Source organism: Cecembia rubra, assembly GCF_003014575.1.
In the GTDB taxonomy this organism is placed as follows: domain Bacteria; phylum Bacteroidota; class Bacteroidia; order Cytophagales; family Cyclobacteriaceae; genus Cecembia_A; species Cecembia_A rubra.
In genome coordinates this window covers 42127-68080 of the sequence record NZ_PYGF01000015.1, presented here as the reverse complement: position 1 = coordinate 68080, position 25954 = coordinate 42127, and the positions used below count along the sequence as shown (strand labels likewise).

Annotated in this window: 21 protein-coding genes; 9 read left to right on the top strand and 12 right to left on the bottom strand. The window is 39.8% G+C overall.

From position 1 onward, the window contains the following. Positions 1 to 114 precede the first annotated feature (114 nt). Entirely contained in the window at positions 115 to 2328 is a 2214-nt protein-coding gene (locus tag CLV48_RS18700; protein ID WP_106568821.1) for a DUF5916 domain-containing protein, read from the top strand. On the opposite strand, the gene CLV48_RS18695 is transcribed toward CLV48_RS18700, so the two are convergent. The 6 genes from CLV48_RS18695 to CLV48_RS18670 form a co-directional block, all read right to left on the bottom strand. Next, positions 2329 to 2841 carry a hypothetical protein gene (locus tag CLV48_RS18695; RefSeq protein WP_106568820.1) on the bottom strand — a complete coding sequence of 171 codons (513 nt, stop codon included), beginning with the start codon at positions 2839 to 2841 and terminating at the stop codon, positions 2329 to 2331. Positions 2842 to 2927: 86 nt separating this feature from the next. Continuing rightward, positions 2928 to 5330, bottom strand: coding sequence for an alpha-L-rhamnosidase-related protein (locus CLV48_RS18690; RefSeq protein WP_106568819.1), 2403 nt, complete (start codon positions 5328 to 5330; stop codon positions 2928 to 2930). Positions 5331 to 5587: 257 nt separating this feature from the next. Beyond that, positions 5588 to 6181 carry a hypothetical protein gene (locus CLV48_RS18685; RefSeq protein ID WP_106568818.1) on the bottom strand — a complete coding sequence of 198 codons (594 nt, stop codon included), beginning with the start codon at positions 6179 to 6181 and terminating at the stop codon, positions 5588 to 5590. Between the two features lies 1 nt (position 6182). Next, entirely contained in the window at positions 6183 to 7148 is a 966-nt protein-coding gene (locus CLV48_RS18680) for a polysaccharide deacetylase family protein (protein WP_106568817.1), read from the bottom strand. A 28-nt stretch (positions 7149 to 7176) separates the two neighbouring features. Then, positions 7177 to 8244 (bottom strand): hypothetical protein, encoded by a 1068-nt coding sequence (locus tag CLV48_RS18675; protein ID WP_170069056.1) that lies wholly within the window; start codon positions 8242 to 8244, stop codon positions 7177 to 7179. 139 nt (positions 8245 to 8383) lie between these two features. After that, positions 8384 to 8941, bottom strand: a complete 558-nt coding sequence (locus CLV48_RS18670) for a hypothetical protein (RefSeq protein ID WP_106568815.1) — start codon at positions 8939 to 8941, stop codon at positions 8384 to 8386. Positions 8942 to 9036: 95 nt separating this feature from the next. Between CLV48_RS18670 and CLV48_RS18665 the strand changes: the two genes are divergently transcribed. After that, positions 9037 to 10461, top strand: a complete 1425-nt coding sequence (locus tag CLV48_RS18665; protein WP_106568814.1) for a DASH family cryptochrome — start codon at positions 9037 to 9039, stop codon at positions 10459 to 10461. A gap of 77 nt (positions 10462 to 10538) precedes the next feature. Here CLV48_RS18665 and CLV48_RS18660 read toward each other — a convergent pair whose 3' ends face one another. After that, on the bottom strand, positions 10539 to 11306 hold the full coding sequence (locus CLV48_RS18660; protein ID WP_106568813.1) for an alpha/beta fold hydrolase: 768 nt from the start codon (positions 11304 to 11306) through the stop codon (positions 10539 to 10541). A gap of 114 nt (positions 11307 to 11420) precedes the next feature. Then, positions 11421 to 13340: a 1-deoxy-D-xylulose-5-phosphate synthase gene (dxs, locus tag CLV48_RS18655; RefSeq protein WP_106568812.1), complete on the bottom strand. Its 1920-nt coding sequence runs from the start codon at positions 13338 to 13340 to the stop codon at positions 11421 to 11423. A gap of 185 nt (positions 13341 to 13525) precedes the next feature. Between dxs and CLV48_RS18650 the strand changes: the two genes are divergently transcribed. The 4 genes from CLV48_RS18650 (at position 13526) to serS (ending at position 19180) form a co-directional block, all read left to right on the top strand. Next, the gene (locus CLV48_RS18650; protein ID WP_106568811.1) at positions 13526 to 14275 is read left to right on the top strand and encodes a segregation and condensation protein A; all 750 of its coding nucleotides are present in this window, start codon (positions 13526 to 13528) and stop codon (positions 14273 to 14275) included. A 3-nt stretch (positions 14276 to 14278) separates the two neighbouring features. Beyond that, positions 14279 to 15334: a lysylphosphatidylglycerol synthase transmembrane domain-containing protein gene (locus tag CLV48_RS18645; RefSeq protein ID WP_106568810.1), complete on the top strand. Its 1056-nt coding sequence runs from the start codon at positions 14279 to 14281 to the stop codon at positions 15332 to 15334. Positions 15335 to 15357: 23 nt separating this feature from the next. Then, entirely contained in the window at positions 15358 to 17826 is a 2469-nt protein-coding gene (locus CLV48_RS18640) for a bifunctional UDP-N-acetylmuramoyl-tripeptide:D-alanyl-D-alanine ligase/alanine racemase (RefSeq protein ID WP_106568809.1), read from the top strand. 82 nt (positions 17827 to 17908) lie between these two features. Continuing rightward, positions 17909 to 19180 (top strand): serine--tRNA ligase, encoded by a 1272-nt coding sequence (gene serS / locus CLV48_RS18635; RefSeq protein WP_106568808.1) that lies wholly within the window; start codon positions 17909 to 17911, stop codon positions 19178 to 19180. 43 nt (positions 19181 to 19223) lie between these two features. Here the strand turns inward: serS and CLV48_RS18630 are convergent, their stop codons facing one another. Together CLV48_RS18630 and gpmI are read right to left on the bottom strand one after the other, a co-directional pair. Then, positions 19224 to 19775 carry a hypothetical protein gene (locus CLV48_RS18630; protein ID WP_245889612.1) on the bottom strand — a complete coding sequence of 184 codons (552 nt, stop codon included), beginning with the start codon at positions 19773 to 19775 and terminating at the stop codon, positions 19224 to 19226. 101 nt (positions 19776 to 19876) lie between these two features. Further along, complete coding sequence (gene gpmI / locus CLV48_RS18625; RefSeq protein ID WP_106568807.1) at positions 19877 to 21400, bottom strand: 2,3-bisphosphoglycerate-independent phosphoglycerate mutase; 1524 nt, start codon at positions 21398 to 21400, stop codon at positions 19877 to 19879. Between the two features lie 178 nt (positions 21401 to 21578). Here gpmI and CLV48_RS18620 point away from each other — a divergent pair, with 178 nt between their 5' ends. Continuing rightward, the gene (locus CLV48_RS18620; protein WP_106568806.1) at positions 21579 to 21983 is read left to right on the top strand and encodes a DUF4783 domain-containing protein; all 405 of its coding nucleotides are present in this window, start codon (positions 21579 to 21581) and stop codon (positions 21981 to 21983) included. Positions 21984 to 22014: 31 nt separating this feature from the next. Beyond that, positions 22015 to 22875 carry a carboxylating nicotinate-nucleotide diphosphorylase gene (gene nadC, locus CLV48_RS18615; RefSeq protein WP_106568805.1) on the top strand — a complete coding sequence of 287 codons (861 nt, stop codon included), beginning with the start codon at positions 22015 to 22017 and terminating at the stop codon, positions 22873 to 22875. Between the two features lie 90 nt (positions 22876 to 22965). On the opposite strand, the gene CLV48_RS18610 is transcribed toward nadC, so the two are convergent. Beyond that, positions 22966 to 24198, bottom strand: coding sequence for an ammonium transporter (locus CLV48_RS18610; protein WP_106568804.1), 1233 nt, complete (start codon positions 24196 to 24198; stop codon positions 22966 to 22968). 61 nt (positions 24199 to 24259) lie between these two features. After that, on the bottom strand, positions 24260 to 24598 hold the full coding sequence (locus CLV48_RS18605) for a P-II family nitrogen regulator (protein ID WP_106568803.1): 339 nt from the start codon (positions 24596 to 24598) through the stop codon (positions 24260 to 24262). A gap of 299 nt (positions 24599 to 24897) precedes the next feature. On the opposite strand from CLV48_RS18605, the gene CLV48_RS18600 reads away from it, so the two are divergent. After that, the gene (locus tag CLV48_RS18600) at positions 24898 to 25803 is read left to right on the top strand and encodes a nucleotidyltransferase family protein (RefSeq protein WP_106568842.1); all 906 of its coding nucleotides are present in this window, start codon (positions 24898 to 24900) and stop codon (positions 25801 to 25803) included. Positions 25804 to 25954: the final 151 nt, after the last annotated feature.

Below are 25954 nucleotides of genomic sequence, written 5' to 3'. Positions count from 1 at the left end.
TACAAATATTATTTTTTCTTTTTAAGTGATTACATGAGATTTTTACCACTGATATAAATCAAATAAAATCATAGATGGCGTATCTCCAAATTTGGAGTATAATTCCCAAGCAACATGAGGTTCTTCTTTGCTCCATTTCTGATTTTCATTAGCTTTTCATCTTTTGCCCAAGAAGAAACTGCCTACAAATACCCTGCTCTTATTGCTGAAAAAGTCAATGCAGAAATCAAATTGGATGGGATACTTGATGAAGAAGTTTGGCAATCTAACGAATGGGCCAAAGATTTTACCCAGTTTTTTCCATCAGATACCTCCCTGGCCAAAGCACAGACCAAAGTAAGAATTGTTTATAACGATAAGTTCATCTATATCGCTGCTGTAATGTACAACCTTGGGCCCAGGGACAAATATGTAAGCACTTCTCTTAGAAGGGATTTTAGAGGTGAGCAAAATGATGGGGTCAGCTTTGTTTTTGATACATTCAATGATAACACCAATGCCTACCAATTCGGAATTAACCCCTATGGCGTTCAGAGGGAATCCCTGATCGCCAATGGAGGTATGCAACAATCAGATCTTAACCTCGCTTGGGACAACAAATGGTATTCGGCCGCAAAAATATATGAAGACCATTGGATAGTGGAAGCAGCCATTCCGTTTTCAACTTTAAGATTCAACGATGGCAGCAACAATTGGAATGTAAATTTTTATAGAATTGACAGCAAATACAATGAAAGAAGCACCTGGACTCCAATTCCCAGGAATTTTTCTGTGATTGCTTTGGCCTTTTCAAGGAAACTGATTTTTACAGAACCCTTAAAAAAGGACGGGGCTAATGTGTCCATCATACCCTACGCCGCGATGGCAACTGACAAGAATTTCCTAACTGGAACATCCAATCCTGTAAGACCCACTTTTGGAGGAGATGCCAAAATTGGGGTAGGACCTGCATTGAATATGGACCTGACTTTTAATCCTGATTTCTCCCAGGTTGAAGTTGATGAACAAGTGACCAACCTTGACCGGTTTGAAATATTCTTTCCTGAAAGGCGACAGTTCTTTCTGGAAAATGCAGATTTATTTGCTGATTTCGGTACACAAAATGTACGGCCTTTTTTTTCAAGAAGGATTGGGGTAGACCGGGATGAAAACACCGGGCAAAATGTACAAAATCAGATTTTATTTGGAGGGAGATTGAGCGGGAAACTCAATGAAAACTGGAGGTTAGGGCTCATGAATATGCAAACAGCTAATGATCCTGAAAGAGGAATTTCTGGTAAAAATTTTTCTGTAGCTGCAGTTCAAAAAAAGGTTTTTTCGAGATCAAACATAGGATTGATTATGATCAATCGGGAAACTGTAAACCAAAACAATGAGCTACCATTCTTTGACCCTAATGATTTCAACAGGCTAGCAGGAATAGATTATAATCTTGCTTCAAAAGACAACCGATGGACAGGAAAATTCTTCTATCACAAAACATTTGATGCCCAAAAGCAACCCAACTCAAGTGCTATGCATGGGCAATTGAACTATAATGATATTAATATATCTGCCAGTTTAGCGATCTCAGATATAGGGGACAATTTTAATCCCAAAGTAGGCTTTACCCCTAGAAATGATTACAAAAGAATTGCTTCAAGATTTGTCTACCAGTTTTTTCCTGTTTCAAACCTGATCAACCGGCATGGCCCGGGCTTTGAAACTGAAGTTCTATGGAATCAATCATTAGGAACCACCGATGAACTTCATACTTTTTTGTATGAATTTCAATTTCAATCCCTTTCAAGACTGGCATTTACTGTCAATAACAGATACACCTATTTATTTAGGTCATTTGACCCGACCAGGACCGGGGGTATTCCTTTGGAAAGCGGGACAGATTACCGGAACTCATTTTTTGGTTTCCGTTACATTGGTAATCCCAGAAAACCATTTTTCTTGATCCTAAGAGGGGATTTTGGTGAGTACTTTACAGGTGATATCAAAACCTTACAGGGAACTATGAACTGGAGAATGGGTTATCTGGCCAATATTTCGATGAATTTCAGTTACAATGATATTCGCCTTCCGGAACCGCAAAACTCGGCAGATTTGTTTTTAATTGGGCCAAGAATTGACCTGACATTCAGTAAAGATTTGTTCTGGACTACATTTTTCCAATACAATAATCAAATCGACAACATTAATATCAATACCCGATTACAATGGAGATATGCGCCGGTGTCTGATTTTTTTATAGTATATACTGACAATTATTTTCCATCTACCTTCGCGCCAAAACAAAGGGCATTGATAATGAAGCTGAATTATTGGTTTAATATCTGATCAATCATCCAATTGATACTTGGAAAACTCTAAGAAAAAATAGATTACCGGACCAAAAATTAACAATGGAAATACAACGATATGCCATTTTGGAATTCCTGTACCAAAATTAGATCCACTTTGAAATGAAAAATACTCAATCAGCATAAACATCAGCACCAAAATAAACTTGGACCAGCGCCATAATCTCTGATTGATCATTTTCAATTTTTTGGCTTTCTCCGGATTTTCATTCCATTTTTCACCGGAATAATCTCTGCTTAATCCAAAGAAAGTAATCCCCAAATAAAAAATAGAAGCAATAATCGGTAAAGTGTAGGTCATTTTACTTGCCCAATATTCACTAGGATTCTGAAAAAAATCAAAATTATCTGAAACCATCTTGGAGCCCAATTGCTGAAAGGAATAGGTCAAAACCCACAATAGTACCAATGCCACTAAGGCTAATATCTCAATGATGGCATCCCAAAAGGAAAGCCCTTTATTTGAAAGGTTAAATTTCGTCACTTTCATAGGTCTGGTTGCCAAAAACACAAATAACGGTTTGCAAAAATACATTTTCCAAACAAAAAGCGACTAACCTTTAATAATTCTTCTGTTTATTTTTTTAATTCTATCCTGTTGGTTTTCCCCTTGATATGCAGAGAGATAGCACCATCGGCTGGAAGATCAAGATCTGAACCATTTACCTTTAGTAAAGTATAATTTTTATTTTCCAAAATAAACCTGATTTCCCAATCCTCTTTCTCTTGGGAAATTTCAGCAATCAATCCTCTAGGTGATTGATAATAGGTCACGTTCAAAACATTATCACCTACAATGACATTGGCCAAACTTACGTTATCCCAAGATTTTGGCAATTGGGGTTTTAAATCTATTTGTTTGAGATGGGCTTGTGGCTGTATGCCAAAAAATTGGGTAACAATCGGAACAGCATATGAATAAAGATTCCAAGCTTGGGTCATCATTCCGTAATCAGGAGACACCTCATAAATGGAGCCAGGCAATGCAAACCCAAATGATCTAGTCATTCTTTGAAGGTAATCCAATGCCTTATCGGGTCTTCCATAATTATTTTCTGCAATAGCCTGGACCCCTGTAGGTAAGGTCATCACTGCCCCGGTATAGGAGAAAACTTTGCTTCCTTCAAAAGAGCCCTCCTCTGTTTCTGCCGACTCATCCCTGTCAATTCCCGTGACAAAAACACCAAAGGGATTAACAAACCTACTGCCCTTATCCAAAGCTTTAAGCGCTTTATCCCTTTCAGCAATCCCCATTTCCATAGGAGTATTGACCACCCAGTTATGAAAAATGACGAAGCCTTGTTTCTTATCTTTTAGATAATTTGAAAGCCTCTTTTTTGTGCTTTTGAGTTCTTCTACCGCCCAGGGTTTTTGCAAGGTATCCGCCCTCACTATGGCAGCATCTATCAAATGAAGTGCCTCTGAGGTGGTACCAATAAAATCTGCATAAGAATTAAACTCTTCCACCCAAAATTCCTCATTGATCTTCTGGATCAATTGATCAGCAATCTTCTGATAGGATTTAGCCTGCTCCGTCTCTCCCAATACTTTGGCCATTTTAGCCGCATCATCAAATGCTTTCTGGGTATATGTGGCGACATCAATCATTTCTGACTCAAGACCATGGATTTCCATCATGCCATAACCATCAGGAAAAAGGTTACCATCTTCATCATTCTCTTCCATTAACCATTTTAAACCCTTTTTTACGGTAGGATAGTACTTAGAAAGAAATTCCTTATCCCCAGTCCATTGAAAAACCCACCAAATCAAGGAGGCAAACTGAGGGGTTTCATTAATGTTTCCAGGATTGAAGACCACACCATTGGTACTGACTTCATGGATTATTCTACCATTACCATTGGCCTCAGAGAGTTTATGAATAAGGTCGATGGTTTGGTAAACCAAATCCTTCCTTCCTGTTGCAATTGCTCCCTTAAGTGTATATTCATTGTCCACACCAAACCACCATGGATAATCAGGCATACCTGCTCCCAAACCTCTACCAATTTCAGGCACATCCCTGACAAGCCATTCTGTATTGTATTTTACCCATTCAAAAGCTTTTTCTAATTTCTTGTCACTGAGGGTGAGTTTTGAATTCTCTGCAATCTTTTTATAATGTTGGATTTTATCTTTTAAGTAGTCCTCGGCGTTTGATTTCAAAAGCTCATAAGTTTTTTCCAGATCTTGTTGGCTTTGGTAGGACCCTGCTACAACAAAGCGAATGGCTTGGAAATTTCCAGCTTCAATTTTTACATTGTAAGACAATTTGCCTGAAACTCCTTTACCTCGGGGATTATAAGTACAGGACGTTGAACTCCCGATTTCATAAGCTTTGGGCTTCAGAGTTGAACCGAATAAAACATACCAATCATTACCTTGATCTTTACCTCTCCATGCCTGCCTGGAAGCATCAAATTCAAGAACATCTTCATGATCAATCATATTGGCTCTTTCGCCCAACCATACGGGCATTAGATCAGTATGGCCCGTAAATTCAAAATCAAAGTGAATGCTGGATTGACTTAGATTCTTAAAAGTAAATTCAATGATAAGGCCTTCTTGACCATCAGGTACAAACTGAAATCGTTCAACTTCAAGTCCATTGATTTGGCTTTGGAAAACATGTTTGTTGCCGATGGGATAGTTTATAAAAATATCGGCCTTATCCAGACAAAACTTTTCATTCTCTAATTGCAATGCTGCCGTAAAACCATCCATTAACTTGATAGGATGGTTCCAGATACCGCCCATTTCACCTTCCACATGCCAACCAAGATCTGGGAAACTTCCATCTTGATGACCGACCATATAAACCCTGTCCCCTGCAGCAAAAAAGGGAGAAGAAAGGTAGTTCTTATTCCCTTCCAAACCCTCCAAATCAGCTAAATGATCACTAAGCGGAGAGATTTCCTCTTTGCAGGAAAGCAAGAATAAGAGCAAAAAAAAGACGGGACCAAGTCTATATTGTTTCATGAATGGTTAGCTTTAAATCCAGAACCAGTCTTCAAACTAAAGAAAAACATTTAAAAAACCGAAGAGACTGTCTCATTAATCCTTACCTGGTTAATTACCCTATAAGTATTAGTCTAACAAATCGTATCATTTTTGGCTCAGCGCTTTGGCGGCTTTCTTCTTCAAAAAAATCCACCAATCCACCAAGACATAAAACACCTTCAAGTAGAAATACAAACAATAATTTAACGCGGTAAGACTTTTAAGAAAGCCTCTTTTTAATTTTGAGCAGGTCTTGCAGGAACTAATAATACATCCACCGGATTTGACTCCATTATCGTCCCATCTTCAAAGACAAATTCCATTCTTATCCGGTGTACACCCTGCAATTCTGGGTTCTGGTTGAAATAGAAATAAACCTTGGTAAAATTTGACTCATTCACATAAAACCTCAGCAACTCTTCCTTTGAAATAAACTCTCCAACCCGGGTGTTGGCCCTAGGAGAAAATAAGAGTATGCTGGAAAGATCAGATCCGGAACTAACTCCATTGAAAGATAAATTACTGAAAACCCTGATATCCTTGACAGGATTTTCAATCAAATATTTGCCAAAGCATCCATTTCCAAATTCGGGCAATGTTCTAAAAAATTTGGTTAGCTGCATTTCCATAGTCAAGACGATAATTGGCAGCTCTTTTGAATTGTCCCAAGGTTCTGTTTCTCCGATATTGGTCTCAGGAAACCATCTCCTAGGTTCAATTTTTATTTCATTAATAGTAAAAAAACCATCTCTGCAGTCCTTAGAACAAGAACCACTGATCAATAGCACTACAATTAAGGATAATATAAGGTAGTTTGAAGGCTTGTTCATGTCATTTTCTTTGTGGCAATATTAATTCATTCCCAACCAAATTTCCAATTTCTTTCCAGGTAATCAAATGAATCTTATTGTCTTTGAGTAACTGCCTGACTTTTTCACCGGTAAAAAAATCAAAATCTGCCTGTCGCCAGGCAGCATGCCAATGGCTAAAACCAGTTGTAATGGCACGCATCTCTTCATCATCATATGCTATATGATTCAACAAAACAGTTACACCTGGCTGAAGATTGTTGAGCAAGTGGGAATAAAAAGCATCCATACCCATATCATCATAAGCTTGAGGATTTGCAATGGCGGTATGGTCTATTAATACCACTTTTTCCAAATCCACTTCATTAAATAGGCTGGGATTGGGCTTAATTATTGCATCAACAATTTGCTGGTTCATCATCGCAGGAATACCATATTCCTGAGCTAATTTGAGATAAGAGGCTACATACTCCGGCCTGCCATAAAAGACGCAGCCCATATGTGAATCCAAATGAGTAGGACGGATTCCTATTTTTAAAGCAGCCTCAATCTGTGCCCTCATTTCTATCTCCACTTCCTCAGGCGAGGCATTCTGTGCAACTGATGCACAGTCTTTGTACATAAATCCATCCGGACCAACCAATCCAGGAACTTCTGATTTAGAAGCTATTGGTCCATATTTGTAAGTATGCCATTCGTTTGTTAAGGTGATATGCACACCTATATCCAGCCCGGGCATATCTTTGATCAGTTCTCCAACTTCTGTAGACCAGGCGCAGGGCATCATGATACTTGTAGAATTGACCACTCCATTTCTTATTGCTTCTATGGTTGCGCGGTTTTCTGAATTGGCCATACCGATATCATCAGCGTGAATGATAAGCAATTTGTCAGTTTTGGAATATCCTAGCCTTTCAGCCAAGGTTTTTTCTTGAGCAAAACAATAACTACTGAACAACATCAGCAGGAATAGAGGAAGTTTTTTCATAATCAATTTTGTTGATGGGCGAGGAGGATTAATCTTGATCTTCGATTTCTCTTAGTCCTTTTATCACTACATGTCCTGTACCTTCGGGATCACAGGGATAAGTAAATTCTACTTTTGCTAATCTAGGAGAATTTATTGTCCGATAAAATGCATTTAAGTATTTAAGGGTGGAATTGATATAACTTTTTTCTAAATACGGACTGCCAGTATAGAGTTCATAAATATCATCTTTCCTTTCATTAAAAATTGTAAAAACATGTTCAAATTTCTCCATATCCTGGATGCAGTATCCTCTATACCTCCTTTCAAGAACAGAGCTCAACTTCAATGCCTCGGCAGGTTTGGCATAAGGCGCTGAAACTATTCCCGCATGATCAAAATCATAGGGTACTGCGACAATATTTTCCTGATATTGGTCACTGAACAATTTGATGTTCTGTCTATACTGAACAGACCAATCAGTATTCCCTATCAAATATTGAAATACAGCCATGGCTAAAAAATCCTCTTTTATGACCAACTCTGGCCGTAAAAAATCCTTTTTTAATACTTCTATCCCATTTCGTTTGGCCAATTGCTCTTCTTCTTCGATCAAAAAAGCGTAAAAGGGACCTTCTTGTTTCATTTTCCCTGAAGAGTCTTCCAATGTTATGCGTACCAATCTGACTTTAAAACTCTTTTCAGAAATAAGGTTAAACAATTTATAGGCATAATATTCTCTGATAACATACTTGTCCATTTTACAGGGCATGACAAGTTTTACTTTATCCTGCTGGTGAAAAATAGAATTTGAGGAAGTACTCTTCGAAAAATTGAGTAATAATGGAGGGTAGGTACAAACATTTTTTCTTCTTCTGAAATTACCACGGGTTTTGCTTTTGATTGGTATTTCAACCAATTCACCCCTTTCATCCCGGTACCTGAGGTGTAGATTTAAATAAGTGGCTTCGCCAACACGGTCTTTAAATAATTTATCCAAATCTCCCGATAAGGTAATATCCAACACAGTCTCTTCGTCAAAAAGTGATATTTGCTGGGCTTGCGATCGACAAAAAAAGGACATGCAGCAGACCAAAAAAATTAATTTCAATATCATATAAAAACTCTTGTGCATATATCAAAGATAAACAATTGAATGTGAAAAACTTAAATAATCAAGTGTACCTCTGTGCTTTTGCGATTTAATAAGCTTAAAGGCTCACCTAGTACAATCTCAATTAAAAAGCTTAAATCCTCTACCAACCCCAAGCAGGCCCAGGGCTATCCACTTCTTTGCTCAGATCAAATTTGACAGAGAAATAGCGTTCTGATCCTATTCTCCTTAAATTATAAGTAAAAGAAGTTTCGTCAATAGTAATCCACCAGACATTATTGGCGGCATAAGGTATCAATTCTGCTGTTTCCTGGTCAGCTGGGAAAAACTGGATCCCTGCCATTCCGGTATTGGAAGCTATACCACCATACTGTGTGATTTCATCCTCTGACCCATCTTCATGTCTATGGTCATGCTTTAATTTGATTCTTCCCATTTCCATGGTCAAAACCCAAGTTCTGGACTTATCCTCCCCCACAAAAAAGGGGATATGGATAAAATCTTCCCCACAGTCCACTACATGCATTACCAATCGCTTACCAGAAAAAGGATCATTCTCTGAAGGGGTCATGATTTCACCCTCAAAAGCCTTACCGCAATGAAGCTGTAAGGTCTTCCAAAAAACTTCATTGGGTTTCAAGTCCTGTGCAATAGCAGTAAATGAAAATATGAACAGGGTTAGGGACAAGAAATTTTTCATTTATGGGTTGGGATTTATTGAATGATTGGTAAATAAAGATAAATCCTTGGAATCCCCAAACACTTTTATTTAACAAGCTGTTGGCAATGTACATGATGTTTAATAGAGTTATAGTTTGGTTTAGGAATGACTTAAGGGTGCATGACAATGCACCCTTATTTAACGCTGTTCAAAAAGCAAAAGAAGTTATCCCCGTTTATTGTTTTGACCCAAGAAATTTCTCCAAAATGGAGCTCGGCCTGGAAAAAACAGGAAACTTTAGGGCTAAGTTTCTTCTGGAAGCTGTAACTGACTTAAGCCAAAATCTTCGCTCCTTAAATGGAGACTTGCTTTTATTGAAAGGAAAACCAGAAGAGAGATTGGTGGATCTTGCTTTGCAAATTCATGCTGACGCTATCTTTTTTTCTGAGGAAGTGACTTCTGAGGAAAAAGAGGTGGAATTCAAATTGGAGCAGCATGCCTGGAAACAGGGAATCAAAACCAGCTCATATTGGCAAAGTACACTTTTTCATATTCAGGATCTGCCTTTTCCAATTATGCAGACGCCAGAGGTTTTTACCCAGTTTAGGAAAGAATGCGAAAAATTTGGGAAAATCCAGAAACCACTGCCAGTTCCCAAAAGAATTCCATTTCCAAAAGAGAAATTTGAAACTATTGAATTGCCCAAATTATCCACATTTGGCCTGAAGGAACCCGTAAAATCCACTCGCTCGGTATTGGAGTTTGTTGGTGGTGAGACCGAGGGACTGGGAAGACTTCAGGCCTATTTTTGGGAAAGGGATCAACTTAAGAATTACAAAGAAACCAGAAATGGCCTATTGGGACCTGATTATTCCAGCAAATTTTCCCCTTGGTTAGCTATAGGATGCCTGAGCCCAAGAATCATTTATGAGGAAGTTAAGCGCTATGAAAAGGAACGAGAAAAGAACCAATCAACCTATTGGCTCATATTTGAATTGATATGGAGAGATTATTTTAGGTTCATCAGTAAAAAGCATGGCAATAAAATCTTCCAACTTACCGGCATCAAATATAAAGTAGAAAAATATTCCAGAAATGAATCATTATTCTGGAAATGGGCCAAGGGAGAAACGGGTATCCCCTTCATCGATGCCAATATGCGGGAGCTCAATAATTCAGGATTTATGTCCAATCGAGGTAGGCAGAATGTAGCTTCATTCCTGGTCAATGACCTTGGTATGGATTGGCGGTGGGGTGCCATGTATTTTGAAAGTATGTTGATTGACTACGATGTATGCAGCAATTGGGGCAATTGGATGTATGTAGCAGGAGTGGGCAATGACCCCAAAGACGACCGCTATTTCAATACATTAAGGCAAGCAAAAAATTATGATAAGAAGGGAGAATATATCAGGCATTGGATTCCCGAACTTGCGGCTATTCCCGGTTTTGATATCCATCAACCATTTGAATTACCTCCATCCACATTGAAAGGATACGGTATTTCATTGGGTGTTACATATCCACATCCTTTGGTCAAATTGAAAGCCTGGATTTGACATCTTTGATGGATAAAAGCCTCTCTATAAACTTAATAAGTTACCTTCCCGAATACCGAACTTCAAAATCTGTTTCACTATTTAATTTCCACATCCTTTAAGAAATCCTGAATAATTCCTAAAGTCCTTTCCGGTTCTTCAAACATGCCCATATGACCGGTACCGATAAGTTCATGGTAATGGCTTGCGTAAGGTTGATGCCTTCTGCTACCATCAATTTTGACAGCTAAATCAAGTTCCCCTGCAATCATCAGTTTGGGACCTTGGAAGTTTTTCCACAGTTCAAACCGGTCTTTTCTGTCTCTCATAGCAGCAGTGAATGCAATCAGCCCATTCTGGGAACTCTTTTTCCCAGCCTGAATGAGTTCAGTTATCTGGTCAGCCTGTTCCGATCGGTGTTGATCTGAAAATAATGGGGGAACAAATGACTCAACAAATTTATCCACTCCATACTTTTTGATAAATCCTATGGTCTTGTTCCGGGTTTGCTTTTTTTCCTCATCATCGGGAAAAGCTGTGGAATGGAACAAACCTATAGCCTTTAATCCATGCCCTAACAATTCTGCCAAAGCCAAAGTAATATATCCACCTAAGGAATGTCCGATGACAATAGGGTTATGGATATTATTTTCTTCCATCCATTCCTGAAGCAATACAGCCGCAGTTTCCAATGAAATCTCATTTTCTAGCAATGGACTGTCTCCAAAGCCGGGGAGGTCAGGACAATAAACAGTATAATTATTGGACAACTGCTCGACAAAGGTTTTCCACATTTCCTTAGATTCACAGAATCCATGTATCAAAATTAGAGCAGGACCTGAACCTTGTTGACTAAATGCAATCATGGTAATTGAATATTTGATGCAAATTACACAAACAAAAAATAAAAGCCTTGCTGAATTACAGCAAGGCTTCTTCTAAAAAGCATCAAACTCAATTTTTGTAAGAAACCAAACAGGTTATTTACCGGAAAATTCCACAGCTGCCAATGCTCTTACAGCATTCGCAATGCCTTCCGGGTCAAATCCGCACTCCCTGTGAAGCTCTATCTGTTCTCCATGTTCTATGATCGCATCAGGAATTCCCAATCTTTTTACCTGGGCTTGATAGCCATGATCTATCATCCATTCCAAGACTGATGATCCAAATCCCCCCATTAAGCAACCATCCTCCACGGTTATTACTTTCTTAAACTTTCCAAATACCTCATGCAATAATCCCTCATCCAAAGGTTTTACGAACCGCATATCATAATGAGCCGGATTCAATCCTTCCTTTGCAAGCTCCTCACAAGCAGTTACAGCATAATTACCAATATGTCCTAGCGTTAATAAGGCAACTTCTTCACCTTCTTTCACAATTCTTCCCTGTCCAATTGGAATTGCCCTCATAGGGGTCCTCCAGTCTGGCATCACTCCTTGGCCGCGGGGATACCTAATTGAGAAAGGGCCTTGGTACTGGGTCGCCGTATACATCAGGTTTCTCAATTCCTCTTCATTCATCGGTGCCGAAACGATCATGTTTGGAACGCATCTAAAATAAGCAATGTCATAAGCTCCATGATGGGTAGGACCATCAGCCCCTGCAAATCCAGCCCTGTCCAGACAGAACACTACCTGCAGGTTCTGTAATGCTACATCATGGATAACCTGATCATAAGCCCTTTGCATAAAGGAACTGTAAATATTGCAGAATGGAATCAAACCCTGTGTTGCCAGCCCCGCAGAAAAAGTTACTGCATGTTGTTCAGCTATACCCACATCAAAAGCCCTATCCGGCATTTCTTTCATCATGATGTTGAGGGAAGAACCGGAAGGCATTGCCGGAGTAATGCCCATGATTTTGTCATTTTCTTTGGCCAGTTCAACCAGCGTATGTCCGAAGACATCCTGATATTTAGGCGCCTGAGGCGTAGTAGGTGCCTTTTTGTATATTTCCCCGGTCACTTTATCGAATAGACCTGGAGCATGCCAAGTTGTTTTGTTTCCTTTTTCCGCCGGTTCATACCCCTTTCCTTTGACTGTTACACAGTGCAGGATCTTTGGGCCAGGGATATCCCTTAAATCGGCCAGAATTTCGACCAGATGATTAACGTCATGTCCATCAACAGGTCCGAAATATCTTAAATTAAGTGACTCAAATAAATTACTTTGTTTTAACACAGCAGACTTGATCGCACCTTCCACTTTGGAAATCACTTCTTGGGCAGAAGTACCAAATTTGCTGAATTTACCAAGCAGATTCCAAACCTCATCCTTTACCTTGTTATAGGTATGGGAGGTGGTTATATCAGTAAGGTAGTCCTTCAATGCCCCCACATTGGGATCGATGGACATGCAATTATCGTTAAGTATAATGAGCAGATTAGTGTCAGAAACACCCGCATGGTTCATTGCCTCAAAAGCCATACCTCCTGTCATGGAACCATCGCCAATGACAGCCACATGCTGTTTCCTTTGCTCTCCCTTATATTTGGAAGCAACGGCCATTCCCAGTGCTGCAGAAATGGAAGTACTTGAATGCCCCACACCAAAAGTATCAAATTCGCTTTCTTTCCTCTTTGGAAAACCTGATATTCCCCCATAAATCCTATTAGTGTGGAAATCATCTCTCCTACCTGTCAAAATCTTATGGCCATAGGCCTGATGCCCCACATCCCAAACCAATTGGTCATCAGGAGTATTGAGCACATAATGAAGCGCAACGGTAAGTTCAACTACACCTAAACTGGCACCAAAATGACCGCCATAAACCGAAACATTATCTATTATAAAATGTCTGAGTTCATCGCAAATCTGAACCAATTGGTCCTTTGAAAACTTTTTAAGATCATCAGGGGAATCGATCTTTGATAGCAATTTACCGGGTTTGATCACCATTAGCGAAACGTTTCATTGTAAAGGTAAATAACACTTAGGATACACTATTGTTTTCCAAATAATCAACAAATGTAAAATCATCCGTTGCCATAAGTCTTTTTGGAATTCAAATGCTTAATTTACCATTAATTAAATATCTTTGGGTCTAATTCCGAGGCAAAAATAACATAAAAAATTTCAATCCAGTGAGTTTCGAAATCAAATTGCCTTTATTTGAAGGTCCCTTTGACCTGATGCTTTTCTTCATCGAAAGGGATGAGCTGGATATTTATGATATTCCAATCTCAAAAATCACCCAGGATTTTCTGGATTACATCCACCAATTGGAAAAAATGGAAATTGAAGTGGCGAGTGAATTCATTCTTTTTGCTGCCACCTTGATGAAAATCAAATCCAAGTTATTGCTTCCCCGACCGGATCTGGATGAAAATGGGGAAGAAATAGACCCTAGGGAAGAACTAGTCAGGCACTTATTGGAATACAAAAAGTACAAATCAGTGATTGCTGACCTTGCCCAGATGGAAGAGGAGCGCCTCTCCAAAGAAAAACGTGGCAATGTTGTCGCAGAATTGAGGCAACTTTCAAAAGCAGATGACGTAGATGCTGAAATGCAGGACCTGGACCTTTACAAGCTATTAAAGGTCTTCCAAAAAGTAATGTCCAAATATGCCTCCCGAACAGATGAAACCAAACATACAGTCATACAATACCCTTACACCATTGAACAGCAGAAAGACTTTGTCATGGAAAAAATAAGCTTCAAAGACAGGGTACCCTTCTCAGATTTTGTAAGCTACAAACCGGATAAAATATTCGTTATATACACATTTTTGGCAATTTTGGACCTTTTACAACTTTCCCTGGTCACTATTACCATTGGTGAAGGATTCAACAACTTTTGGGTTGAAAAAATCGATAAAGTACCCGCAGCTTAAGCCATGAAATTAGACAATAAGAAGATTTTTGAGACCCTAAATCCCAATAAGGTGTGGGTGCCGGTTTTGATCGGTGTGGGAATAGTCTTTTTGATGTTCTATTTGGACCCCAATGTCAATGCAAAAACCTTAAAAGGGGTGTTTGATGCTTCTGCATGGGGAATTATTCTGGCCATCTTGGTAATCCTAGGTAGGGATGCTGGGTATATCTATAGAATCCGCGAAATTACAGACCGGCAGCTCACTTGGACCAGGGCGATTTATGTGATTATTTTATGGGAATTTGCTTCTGCAGTTACCCCTTCGGTGGTGGGGGGCACAGCAGTTGCAGTTTTCATCCTGAACAAGGAAGGAATTAAACTAGGAAAGGCCATTGCTTATGTGATGGTCACGGCAATACTTGACAATCTGTTTTTCGTCATTGGGGCACCTATCATACTCTTTTTTGCTCAAGGAAATATATTTCCTGCAAGCAGGGTAATGGAAATGAGATTAGGGCGAAGCTTGGAATTACTTTTCTGGACCAGTTACGGACTTTATGCATTTTACTCTTTTATTATGGCAGCTGCTTTGTTTTTCAAGCCAAGGGTATTCAAGTGGATTTTATTGAAAATTTATTCCATCAAATGGCTGAGGAAATGGAAACATTCTGCCAATGAATACGGTAATCAGATCATTGAGGCATCCAAAGAGCTTGTTGGGAAAAATTATAAATATTGGCTGCCAATAATCGTTGCAACAATCTTTATCTGGTGCTCTAGGTACCTCATGCTCAATGCATTGATCGGGGCATATGACTCCCTGACCTTTTCAGAACATATCATCATCTTTGCGAGACAAGTAATCATGTGGATTGTCATGATGATTTCCCCAACTCCGGGAAGTAGCGGTACTGCAGAGTTCTTTTTTGCACAGTTCTTCCAACAGTTTTTACAAGGTTATACCTTCGTGACCAGTATCCTTTGGAGGTTGCTCTCATATTACCCCTACTTGCTACTGGGCGCTATTTTCTTACCTCGTTGGGTGAAACAGGTCTTTTTTAAGAAGAAAGAAGATTGAATTCAAATGCGTACTTTTAGGCCATGATGCAAAGCCTTACATTGGACCAATTGCTTAGCCTGCTACATGCTGAAATTCAGGTATCAGACAAAAATGTTTTGATTTCTGAGATTGCCATTGATTCTAGAAATATCCTTCAGCCTGAAAATACCCTATTTGTAGCACTCAAGGGAGCAAAGTTCGATGGACATGATTTTATTCCTGAAGTAATTGAACAAGGTGTAAAATCATTTTTAGTCCGTGAAGACTTTGATCTGACCCAGACATATCTAGGCCATGCAAATCTTATTAAAGTTAAGAATACCCTGAAAGCCTTACAGGAACTGGCAGCCTATCAGCGCAGCAATTTCAAAGGTCCATTGGTGGGGATTACAGGAAGCAATGGAAAAACTATTGTCAAAGAGTGGCTGGGGCAGGTACTTTCCCAAAAATTTGCCGTAGCCAAGAGCCCAAAAAGTTATAATAGTCAGGTTGGCGTACCACTTTCTATTTTTGGAATTGAACCTGGACATCAGGTTGCCGTTATGGAAGCAGGTATATCCAAGCCAAATGAGATGGAATCTTTGGCATCCATGCTGATGCCGGAATTGGGTATTTTTACAAATATCGGCACTGCACACGAAGAGGGTTTTGAATCCATGCAGCATAAATTAGAGGAAAAAGCCAAGCTTTTCGTTTATTGCAATTATATCATCTTTCGTAAAGAGCATTTCCTGATTGCAGATTACCTGAAAAAGACTTTTCCTTCAGACAGCTTGATAGCATGGTCTGACAATATTGGTTCGGACTATTCTCTGACTGTCAAAAAAGAAGAGCAAAGCTCAAAACTCATTATGATGAGGCCTGACTTGAGCATTTTCACTTTTCATGTACCTTTCTCAGATGAAGCCTCACTGGAAAATATCAGGCATGTCATCACTGCGGCTTTGACTTTGGGAATGGAAGAACAAACAATACAGGAGGGGTTAAAACACCTGAAAGCCATTGATATGAGGCTGACCTTAAAACCTGGAGCCAATGAAAGCCTGATCATTGATGATACCTACAACAATGACCTGGCAGGCTTGAGGCTGGCATTGGATTTTATGGCGGCCCAAAGGCCGAAGAAAAGGAAAGTATTGATCATTTCAGATTTACTTCAGGTTGGGAATACCAATCAAGTCTATTCAGAGGTGGGACGTTTATTGGAATTCTTTGGCATTGATTACCTCATTGCTGTGGGAGAGGACATCCAAATTTTAAAAGGAGAACTTCCAATAAAGCAGGATTTTTTTGCCTCAACAGAAGAATTACTCCAAAATCTTAATATTGATGCCTTTGACAATGACCTAATCTTGGTTACAGGAGCCAGGAAATATGGGTTTGAGTCTGTGGTAAACAGGCTACAGCAAAGAATTCACGGGACTACCCTGGAAATCAATCTGAATGCCCTGACACATAATTACAATTTTTACAAAACCAGGGTGAACCCCAAAACCAAGATCATGGTCATGGTGAAAGCTTTTGCTTATGGAGGGGGAGCTTCTGAAATCGCCAATCACTTACAGCAACTCAAGGCTGACTATCTTGCAGTAGCTTATACAGATGAAGGCGTAGCATTGAGAGAGGAGGGCATCAGGCTTCCAATTATGGTGTTGAATCCGGTACAGGAATCATTTATCCATCTGAAAGAACACCATTTGGAGCCGGTAGTTTACAGTCCGGAGTTTTTCAAAGAGCTGGCAAAATACTGTGAGAGCCAACAAACCCAAATGAAAGTCCATCTGGATTTGGATACAGGTATGCACCGGCTGGGATTTGAAGAAAGCCATGTGGATGAGCTTATCGGGTTGATCAAAACCAATCCACAATTGGAAATTGCCAGTCTATATACCCACCTGGCCGGGGCAGATGAATCTGAACATGAGGACTATACGAGGGAACAATTCCAAGCATTTGATCAGATGTGTGGAAAAATCATGGGAAATTTGAATTATAGCCCTATCCGTCATGCACTGAACTCAGCCGGAATAGCAAAATATCCTGAACATCAATATGATATGGTAAGACTGGGTATTGGACTATATGGAGTAGAGGTCACAGGTAAATATGACCAACACCTCAAGCCCATCAGCACGCTTAAAACCACCATTTCACAGATCAAAAACCTGAAAAAAGGGCAGACTATAGGTTACAGCAGAAAGGGAGTAATGCAAGAAGACGGTCAAATAGCCACTATTGCTTTGGGTTATGCGGATGGATATGACCGACGGTTCAGTAATGGAAAAGGTTTTGTACTCATCAACGGAAAGAAAGCTCCGGTCATTGGAAATGTTTGTATGGATATGACCATGATTGATGTAAGCGGTTTAAATGTCAAGGAAGGAGATGAAGTGATCATCTATGGCCCTGGAATATCCCTCAAAGAGCTTGCTGAAAGGATTGGAACCATCCCATATGAGTTGCTTACCAATATCAGTAGCCGGGTAAAAAGGGTATATTATTTGGATTGATCAGTGCAAAATCTCATTCCAGAACGGTGGTTTTCATTAACATGTTTATCTTTGTCCCCAACACTTATTTTCACATCAGACTATGCTACTTGTCAATACCATCAGGGATAATTTTGAGATAGTTTTGGAAGGACTGCAAAAACGCAACTTCCCCAATGCCGAGGCAGTTTTGCATCAGGTCTTGGAATTTGATAAAAACAGAAAAGAAACTCAGGTAAAAAGAGACAGCCTCCAGGCGGAATCCAACAATATTTCCAAACAAATAGGGATGTTGATGAAGGATGGAAAGAAGGAAGAGGCTGAAAAAATCAAAACCAGAACTACTGAGATCAAAGAGCAGATCAAAACCTTAGAGGAAGAATACAATACCTATGAGGAGGACCTAAGACAATTGCTCTATACCATCCCCAATGTTCCACACTATGCTGTCCCAAAAGGAAAATCTGCTGAGGACAATGAGGTGATTTTGCAGCATGGTGAAATTCCTGTGCTTCAGGAAGATAAATTGCCCCATTGGGAACTTATCAAAAAATACGACATCATCGACTTTGACCTTGGAGTAAAAATAACAGGGGCAGGGTTTCCAGTTTACAAGGGTAGAGGCGCAAGGCTACAAAGGGCATTGATCAATTTCTTTTTGGATGAAGCCCTTCACGCAGGCTATACAGAAGTACAGCCTCCCATCCTGGTCAACGAAGATTCTGGATATGGCACTGGTCAGCTCCCTGACAAAGAAGGTCAAATGTATGAGGCTACTATAGACAAACTCTACTTAATTCCGACAGCAGAGGTACCAATTACCAACATGTACAGGGATGTTATTCTCAATGAGCTGGAGTTTCCTATTAAAAATGTGGGATATACACCCTGCTTTAGAAGGGAAGCCGGAAGCTGGGGAGCCCATGTGCGTGGTCTTAATAGACTCCATCAATTTGATAAGGTAGAGATTGTTCAGATTGCCCATCCTGAAAAATCTTATGAGGCATTGGAAGAGATGAGTAACTATGTTCAAAGCCTCCTGCAAAAGCTTGAGTTACCTTACAGGGTATTGAGACTTTGTGGGGGTGATATGGGATTTACCTCAGCCTTGACTTATGATATGGAAGTGTTTTCTGCTGCTCAGGAAAGATGGCTTGAAGTAAGTTCGGTTAGCAACTTTGAATCCTATCAGGCAAATAGGCTCAAATTGAGGTTTAGAGGGGAAGACAAGAAGACCCAGTTGGCACATACTCTCAACGGAAGTGCGCTGGCACTTCCTAGAATTGTCGCGGCCATCTTAGAAAATAACCAAACTGAAGAAGGTATTAAAATGCCTAAGGTTTTGATTCCATACCTTGGATTCGACATTATCTGATAAAATCAATAAAAAAGGGCTTTCAACTTTGAAAGCCCTTTTTTTACCATATATCCCCTTTAATGAACATTCTGTTGGGTTTCATGAAAATCACTTTTTGGTAATGTTCAATATTATATTGATGAATCACCCACATAGATGCATGCCAAAGGAGGACACCCCTGGTTTCTGATTCATAAAACGGATTTTCCGTCTTCATGTGAAAACTTATCTCCTTCACATCTTCATCATAATATTGAACCACTATCTTCTTCACTTTGCCTTTGGCACCTTCCTTTAATGTATGGATCAGGTACCTTCGGCTTCGTTCTGTTTCATAGGAATCAGCCAATGCCGGGCTGTTGATATCTGCCTTAATAAAAAAATCTAGTTCCTTCATCAATTCATCCACCGTTACAGGTCCTTCAGTTTTTTCGGTTTCACCATTGATTGTTACTTCCTTATAGAGTGTTTTGCCCTCAAGTTTAGATGCATGAACTTCCACATATTCCTTTACAGGAAAAAAGCCGGGCTCATCAATTTTGCCTGACTCAGAACCAATATTGCAGCCCCATAGCAAGGTGAGCAAAATACCAGTGCTTAAGAAATATTTCATTTTCATAAAGTTTGGGGTAATAAGCTTGAAAGTAATAAGGGATTTCAACAAACGGCCGGTGATGGAAAATCCCAAAACCGGCCTTAAATATATCATCAAAATTATTTTAAGAGAACATCACCAGTCATTTCTTTAGGTCTTTTCAAACCCATCAGGCTAAGTATTGTGGGAGCAAGATCTCCCAGCTTTCCGTCTTTTACTTCAAGCCTGTCCTGATCATCGACCATGATGCAAGGTACCAGATTCGTGGTATGAGCTGTATTAGGTGAACCATCTTCATTTACCATCACATCACTGTTGCCGTGATCAGCAATCACTATGGTAGTATATCCACTTTCCAATGCTTGGGTAATGACATCTTCAGCACATTTATCTACGGCTTCACAGGCTTTGACTGCAGCTTCAAACACCCCTGTATGTCCAACCATGTCAGCATTTGCGAAATTCAGACATATAAAATCAGCTTCCTTCCTCCTAAGTTCAGGTTTGATTTTACTTGCAATTTCGAAAGCACTCATCTCAGGTTTGAGGTCATAGGTGGCGACTTTGGGAGAAGAACACAAAATCCTACTTTCTCCAATAAATTCCTTTTCCCTTCCTCCTGAGAAAAAGAATGTCACATGGGGGTATTTCTCTGTTTCAGCAATCCTGATTTGTTTTTTACCATTAGCTTCCAAAACTTCGCCCAAAGTATTATTGAGGTTATCCTTATCGAAAATAACCCTTACATCCTTGAAGGTATCATCATAATTGGTAAAAGTGATATAATGGAGCTTAATTTTCTTCATGTTGAAATCCTCAAAATCCTGCTGTGTAAGTACCTGAGTGATTTCCCTTCCTCTGTCAGTTCTAAAGTTAAAATTGATCACAACATCTCCCTCTTCAATGACTGCTAGTGGCTTATTTTCACCATTGGCTTGGATAATAGGTCTGATGAATTCATCGGTCACATCATTGGAGTAAGATTTCACTACTGAGGCAATTATGTCTTTCGATTTTTCTCCTTCCCCGTGAACAAGGGCATCATAGGCCAATTTGACTCTCTCCCATCTTTTATCCCTGTCCATGGCATAGTATCTACCTACTACAGAAGCAATACTGCCAACGGAATGTTGTAAATGTTCTTTCAGTTCATTGAGGAAATGAACACCGCTTTTGGGGTCAGTGTCACGTCCATCGGTAAAAGCATGAATAAATGCCTCTTTCAGCCCATTTGCTTTTGCTGCATCACAAAGGCCTTTGAGATGATTGATATGGGCATGTACACCACCGTCAGAAACCAATCCAATAAAATGCACCTTTTTGTGGTTCATTTTGGCATACTCAAAAGCCTCCACCAATGTAGGATGGGAATTAAGATCCCCTTCGCTTACAGCTTTGTTGATTTTGACCAGGTCCTGATAGACTACCCTACCTGCACCGATATTCATATGGCCCACCTCAGAATTCCCCATTTGACCTTCAGGTAAACCAACGGCCAATCCGGATGCTTCCAGTTTAGAGTGTGGATATTTGAGATATAAACTGTCGATAAAAGGGGTTTGGGCTTTTTCAATGGCAGATACAGCTGGGTTGGTTGCCAATCCCCAACCATCCAAAATCATCAGTAATACTTTCTTTTCCATAATGTTATTGCACGGATAATTCCATCCTGTTTTACAAAGTGGCTGTAAAAATGCGGATTCTTTATCAGGTCAACAAAAAACACTGCATTAAAATTTCGAAAACATAAAAAAACAGAAAAATATGAGGACTTTATCCTTTAACTAATTTTTGGCTTAAAATTTGTTGAAAAATTTCACAATGAAAAAATTGTTATACATAGGCATACTTTTCTTTATCGTCTTTACTTACGGTCAGGCTAAATCAATCAATGCCCAAAACAATTCCATTGAAGAAATTGTGACGGTATTTCAATCTGGATCAAGTAGAGAATTGGCAAGGTTTTTTGCCCAAGGTATAGATATCAATATTAATGGCAACCAAGGTGATTATTCCAAAAGCCAAGCTGAAGTTGTTATGAGAGATTTTTTCAAGAAGTTCCCTCCAATGGATTTTCAGTTGCTACATAAAGGAAATAATTCTGATCAGATTATATATTACATAGGGAATTATAAGTCAGAGGAAACTGTCTTCAAGGTATTTATCCGTGGCAGAAAAGAGCAAAATGAATTCAAGGTTTACAGTTTGGATATTGTAAAAAACTGAGGCAATCCTGAATTTTCCCTATTTTTGCGCTGTGAACAGACCTACTTACCTTCACCCGGATAAAATCCATCAATTTATAACCCAAGCTCTCCAAGAGGATGTGGGCGATGGTGACCATTCTACATTGGGTTCGATCCCACACAATTGCATGGGACAGGCACAATTGCTGGTCAAAGAATCTGGAATAATTGCCGGGTTGGAATTGGCCGAAATGATTTTTAAACAATTTGATGCTTCACTTCAGGTTGAACTGCTCCTTAAGGACGGGGATCCGGTCAAATCCGGTGATATTGGTCTACGGGTAAAAGGTAAGGCAGCCTCTATATTGACGACTGAGCGCTTGGTATTGAATTGTATGCAGCGCATGAGCGGAATTGCTACCAAGACGCACCTATTGACACAGCTCATCCTCCACACCAAAGCTAGGCTGATGGACACCCGCAAAACCACGCCTAACTTCAGATTAATGGAAAAATGGGCAGTATGGATAGGTGGAGGAATTAATCATCGCTTTGCCCTTTACGACATGGTGATGTTAAAAGATAACCATATCGACTTCGCTGGGGGAATAAAAAACGCCATCCATAATACCAAAAGGTACCTAGCTGAGAAGAATCTCAAACTTAAAATAGAGGTAGAAACCAGGTCCCTTCAGGAAGTAGAAGAAGTTCTCCGTATTGGAGGTATTGATTACATCATGTTGGACAATATGGATTATGAAACCATGAGAAAAGCTGTCCAATTGGTCAATGGCAAGTATCCACTGGAAGCCTCTGGTGGAATTACAGAAGAGAACCTCAAAGATGTGGCCGAATGTGGCGTAGATTTTATCTCCGTTGGAGCGCTTACGCATCAGGTAAAAAGCTTGGATATCAGTTTGAAGGCCTACTAAACCCCAGGTAAAAATGGGTGTTTATTTATATAACAAAAAAGCCGGCCTGTAAACTGACCGGCTTTTTGGTTTATAAAGCGTGATAGTTGTTTAATCTTTTGGAGCAAAATCAGGATATGCCTGCATACTGTGCTCATTGATGTCCAAGCCTTCCAATTCTTCTTTTTCATCCACCCGTATACCAAGGCTACGCTTCATGGAAAAGAAAATCAGCCAACTGGTCAAGAAGCAGAAAGCACCAACTGCTGCAATCCCTGTCAACTGGGAAACTAATTGCTGGATTCCGGCAAGGTCTCCAAAAATACCGACTGCTAAGGTTCCCCAAATTCCACCTATCAAATGCACCGAAATTGCCCCCACTGGATCATCGATTTTGATACGGTCAAAAAGGACCACACCCAATACCACTAAAACACCGCCGATAAATCCAATAATAGCAGCCTCTCCTATGCCCATCAAGTCAGCCCCGGCAGTAATACCTACCAAACCCGCTAATATACCATTCAGCACCATTGTGATATCATAGGTCCTGAATTTGATATATGAAGTGATCAAAGCTCCAAAAGCGCCTGCAGCTCCTGCTATGGCAGTGGTGACAAAAACCAAAGAAACTGTACCTGGATCAGCACTCAATACGGATCCGCCATTAAACCCAAACCAACCGAACCAAAGCAAAAATACGCCGATAGTAGCCATAGGGATACTATGGCCAGGAATAGCCCTCATGCCATGTTCTGTGTATTTACCCAATCTTGGTCCCAAAAGGAAAGCACCTACCAAGGCACCCCAACCTCCTACGGAGTGTACAATGGTAGATCCTGCAAAATCATAAAATGGAGTATCCAAAGCGTCCAAAAACCCACCTCCCCATTTCCACATACCTACAATGGGATAACAAATCCCAACATATAGGATAGAAAAGAAAATAAAAGGACCCAATTTGATACGTTCGGCTACTGCTCCTGATACAATCGTAGCTGCAGTAGCTGCGAACATGGCCTGAAATATAAAATCAGTAAAAAAGGTATAACCTTCGTTATAAGCAAAAGTATTCCAGCCTTCCGGCAATGAAATCCCAACTCCTGTAAAGCCAATAAACCCTCCGGCAAAGCCTTCACCCGGATACATCAGGTTAAAGCCTATGAAGGCATAGGTAAGCAATCCAATTGCCGGTATAATGGTATTTTTGAACAGGATATTGACAGTATTTTTTGCTCTGGTAAGCCCTGCTTCCAAACTGGCAAAGCCCAAGTGCATGATGAAAACCAAAATGGTGGCCACCATCATCCAGAGGTTATTGACGGTAAATAATTCTTGATTCATAGGTTTGAAAGATTTGATTTTTTAAGATATAGGATGAAGAGATTGGGTGTGAAAGAGGAAATTAAAGAGCCTCTTCTCCCGTATCATTGTTTCTGACACGATAGGCCTGAAGGGCTTCATAGACAAATATTTTTCCATCTCCCACTTCACCGGTCCTTCCGGTCGTCAGGATACAGTTGATGATGGCATCCACATGTTCGTCCGTGGTGACAATCTCAATTTTGGTCCTAGGAATATAAGCAGGCTCATAAGCGACACCCCTATAGGTCTGTGGCTTGGCATGTTCCATCCCCATTCCCTTTACCTCGTAAAAGGTGAAGAATTTTACTCCCAGTCCAGCAATGCACTGGTGTATATCCTCAAATTTGGATGTTCTAATAATTGCTTCGATTTTTTTCATTTTAGACAATTTTACAATGGGTTTAATAGGAAATCCTCGCTAATCTAAGACAAATATTACCACAAATGCAAAATTGGATTCAATTTTTAACTGGTTTTTCGTAAATTTTTCATTTTTGGTCATTTTTTGGTTGATTTTACACCCCCATATTGAAAAATTTTTGCTTGTTTATCGTTTTATTGGTTCTTTATTAAACCAGTGATCATTTAAACTCCTATTTTTTAAATTAAATGCCACAATCCTTTTTGAAAAGATGGAAAAACCTAATTTTGAGCCTTGTTTTGATTGAACGGAAAAATATGAACACTAAACCTACACTTTTGGTATTGGCTGCAGGTATGGGCAGCAGGTATGGAGGTAATAAACAGATCGACGGATTTGGTCCTCATGGTGAGACAATTTTGGAGTATTCCATTTATGATGCCATCCGTGCCGGCTTCGGCAAGGTGGTGCTGATCGTAAGGGAAGAAATCCTACAGATGGCAAAAGACCTGTTCCTTCCCAAATTAGAAGGAAAAATTGAAGTGGATTTTGTATTACAATCCCTCAATAGTTTTGTTCCTGAAGTTTACAGAAACCCTAACAGGGTAAAACCTTATGGTACTGCCCATGCAGTGCTTTGTGCCAAAGACGCCATCGCTGAACCTTTTGCTGTAATCAATGCGGATGATTTCTATGGCAGAGAAGCTTTTGAGGTATTGGGCAAATTCCTGACCCATGGGGTACAGCCAAACCTTCATGCCATGGTGGGGTATGCGATAGAAAATGTGCTCTCAGAAAACGGAACGGTAAGCAGAGGTGTCTGCTCCATGAATAAGGCCAATCAGCTGATAGGAATGGTGGAAAGAACCTCCATTGCCAGAGAAGGGGAAAAAATAGTGTCCCGTGGGGAAGATGAAGAAATTGAAATCAAACCAGGGACCCCTGTTTCCATGAACTTCTGGGGATTCCATCCGGCAGTTTTCGGAGATATTCAGAGCATGTGGGATGAATTTTTACCTGCCAACAAAGAAAATATCAAATCTGAATTTTACATTCCTACCGTAGCCAACAATCTGATACAGGAAGGGAAAGCTGCTTTCGAAATCCTTGCAGGAGGTAAGACCTGGTTTGGGGTAACTTATACCGAGGACAGACCTGTTGTCATCGAAGCTTTAAAAAACATGCATGATTCCGGGGAGTATCCTGAGAATCTGTGGGGGTAATAAAACTTTCTCATTTTCTGAGTTCGGGATTTTATATTCAATCCAATACTATTAAAGTTAAAAACTTTACAATAAACAATCTATTTCAGACTTTAGACTTTGGGTTTTCCCCAAAGTCTAAAGTCTTTTTTTGTTGATTAAGAAAAATAGC

What these genes read in the sequence shown, in the direction of transcription:
- CLV48_RS18700 (WP_106568821.1), top strand. Translation starts at nt 115, where the DNA reads ATGAGGTTCTTCTTTGCTCCATTTCTGATTTTCATTAGCTTTTCATCT.
- CLV48_RS18695 (WP_106568820.1), bottom strand. Translation starts at nt 2,841, where the DNA reads ATGAAAGTGACGAAATTTAACCTTTCAAATAAAGGGCTTTCCTTTTGG.
- CLV48_RS18690 (WP_106568819.1), bottom strand. Translation starts at nt 5,330, where the DNA reads ATGAAACAATATAGACTTGGTCCCGTCTTTTTTTTGCTCTTATTCTTG.
- CLV48_RS18685 (WP_106568818.1), bottom strand. Translation starts at nt 6,181, where the DNA reads ATGAACAAGCCTTCAAACTACCTTATATTATCCTTAATTGTAGTGCTA.
- CLV48_RS18680 (WP_106568817.1), bottom strand. Translation starts at nt 7,148, where the DNA reads ATGAAAAAACTTCCTCTATTCCTGCTGATGTTGTTCAGTAGTTATTGT.
- CLV48_RS18675 (WP_170069056.1), bottom strand. Translation starts at nt 8,244, where the DNA reads ATGATATTGAAATTAATTTTTTTGGTCTGCTGCATGTCCTTTTTTTGT.
- CLV48_RS18670 (WP_106568815.1), bottom strand. Translation starts at nt 8,941, where the DNA reads ATGAAAAATTTCTTGTCCCTAACCCTGTTCATATTTTCATTTACTGCT.
- CLV48_RS18665 (WP_106568814.1), top strand. Translation starts at nt 9,037, where the DNA reads ATGTTTAATAGAGTTATAGTTTGGTTTAGGAATGACTTAAGGGTGCAT.
- CLV48_RS18660 (WP_106568813.1), bottom strand. Translation starts at nt 11,306, where the DNA reads ATGATTGCATTTAGTCAACAAGGTTCAGGTCCTGCTCTAATTTTGATA.
- dxs (WP_106568812.1), bottom strand. Translation starts at nt 13,340, where the DNA reads ATGGTGATCAAACCCGGTAAATTGCTATCAAAGATCGATTCCCCTGAT.
- CLV48_RS18645 (WP_106568810.1), top strand. Translation starts at nt 14,279, where the DNA reads ATGAAATTAGACAATAAGAAGATTTTTGAGACCCTAAATCCCAATAAG.
- CLV48_RS18640 (WP_106568809.1), top strand. Translation starts at nt 15,358, where the DNA reads ATGATGCAAAGCCTTACATTGGACCAATTGCTTAGCCTGCTACATGCT.
- serS (WP_106568808.1), top strand. Translation starts at nt 17,909, where the DNA reads ATGCTACTTGTCAATACCATCAGGGATAATTTTGAGATAGTTTTGGAA.
- CLV48_RS18630 (WP_245889612.1), bottom strand. Translation starts at nt 19,775, where the DNA reads ATGAAATATTTCTTAAGCACTGGTATTTTGCTCACCTTGCTATGGGGC.
- gpmI (WP_106568807.1), bottom strand. Translation starts at nt 21,400, where the DNA reads ATGGAAAAGAAAGTATTACTGATGATTTTGGATGGTTGGGGATTGGCA.
- CLV48_RS18620 (WP_106568806.1), top strand. Translation starts at nt 21,579, where the DNA reads ATGAAAAAATTGTTATACATAGGCATACTTTTCTTTATCGTCTTTACT.
- CLV48_RS18610 (WP_106568804.1), bottom strand. Translation starts at nt 24,198, where the DNA reads ATGAATCAAGAATTATTTACCGTCAATAACCTCTGGATGATGGTGGCC.
- CLV48_RS18605 (WP_106568803.1), bottom strand. Translation starts at nt 24,598, where the DNA reads ATGAAAAAAATCGAAGCAATTATTAGAACATCCAAATTTGAGGATATA.
- CLV48_RS18600 (WP_106568842.1), top strand. Translation starts at nt 24,898, where the DNA reads ATGAACACTAAACCTACACTTTTGGTATTGGCTGCAGGTATGGGCAGC.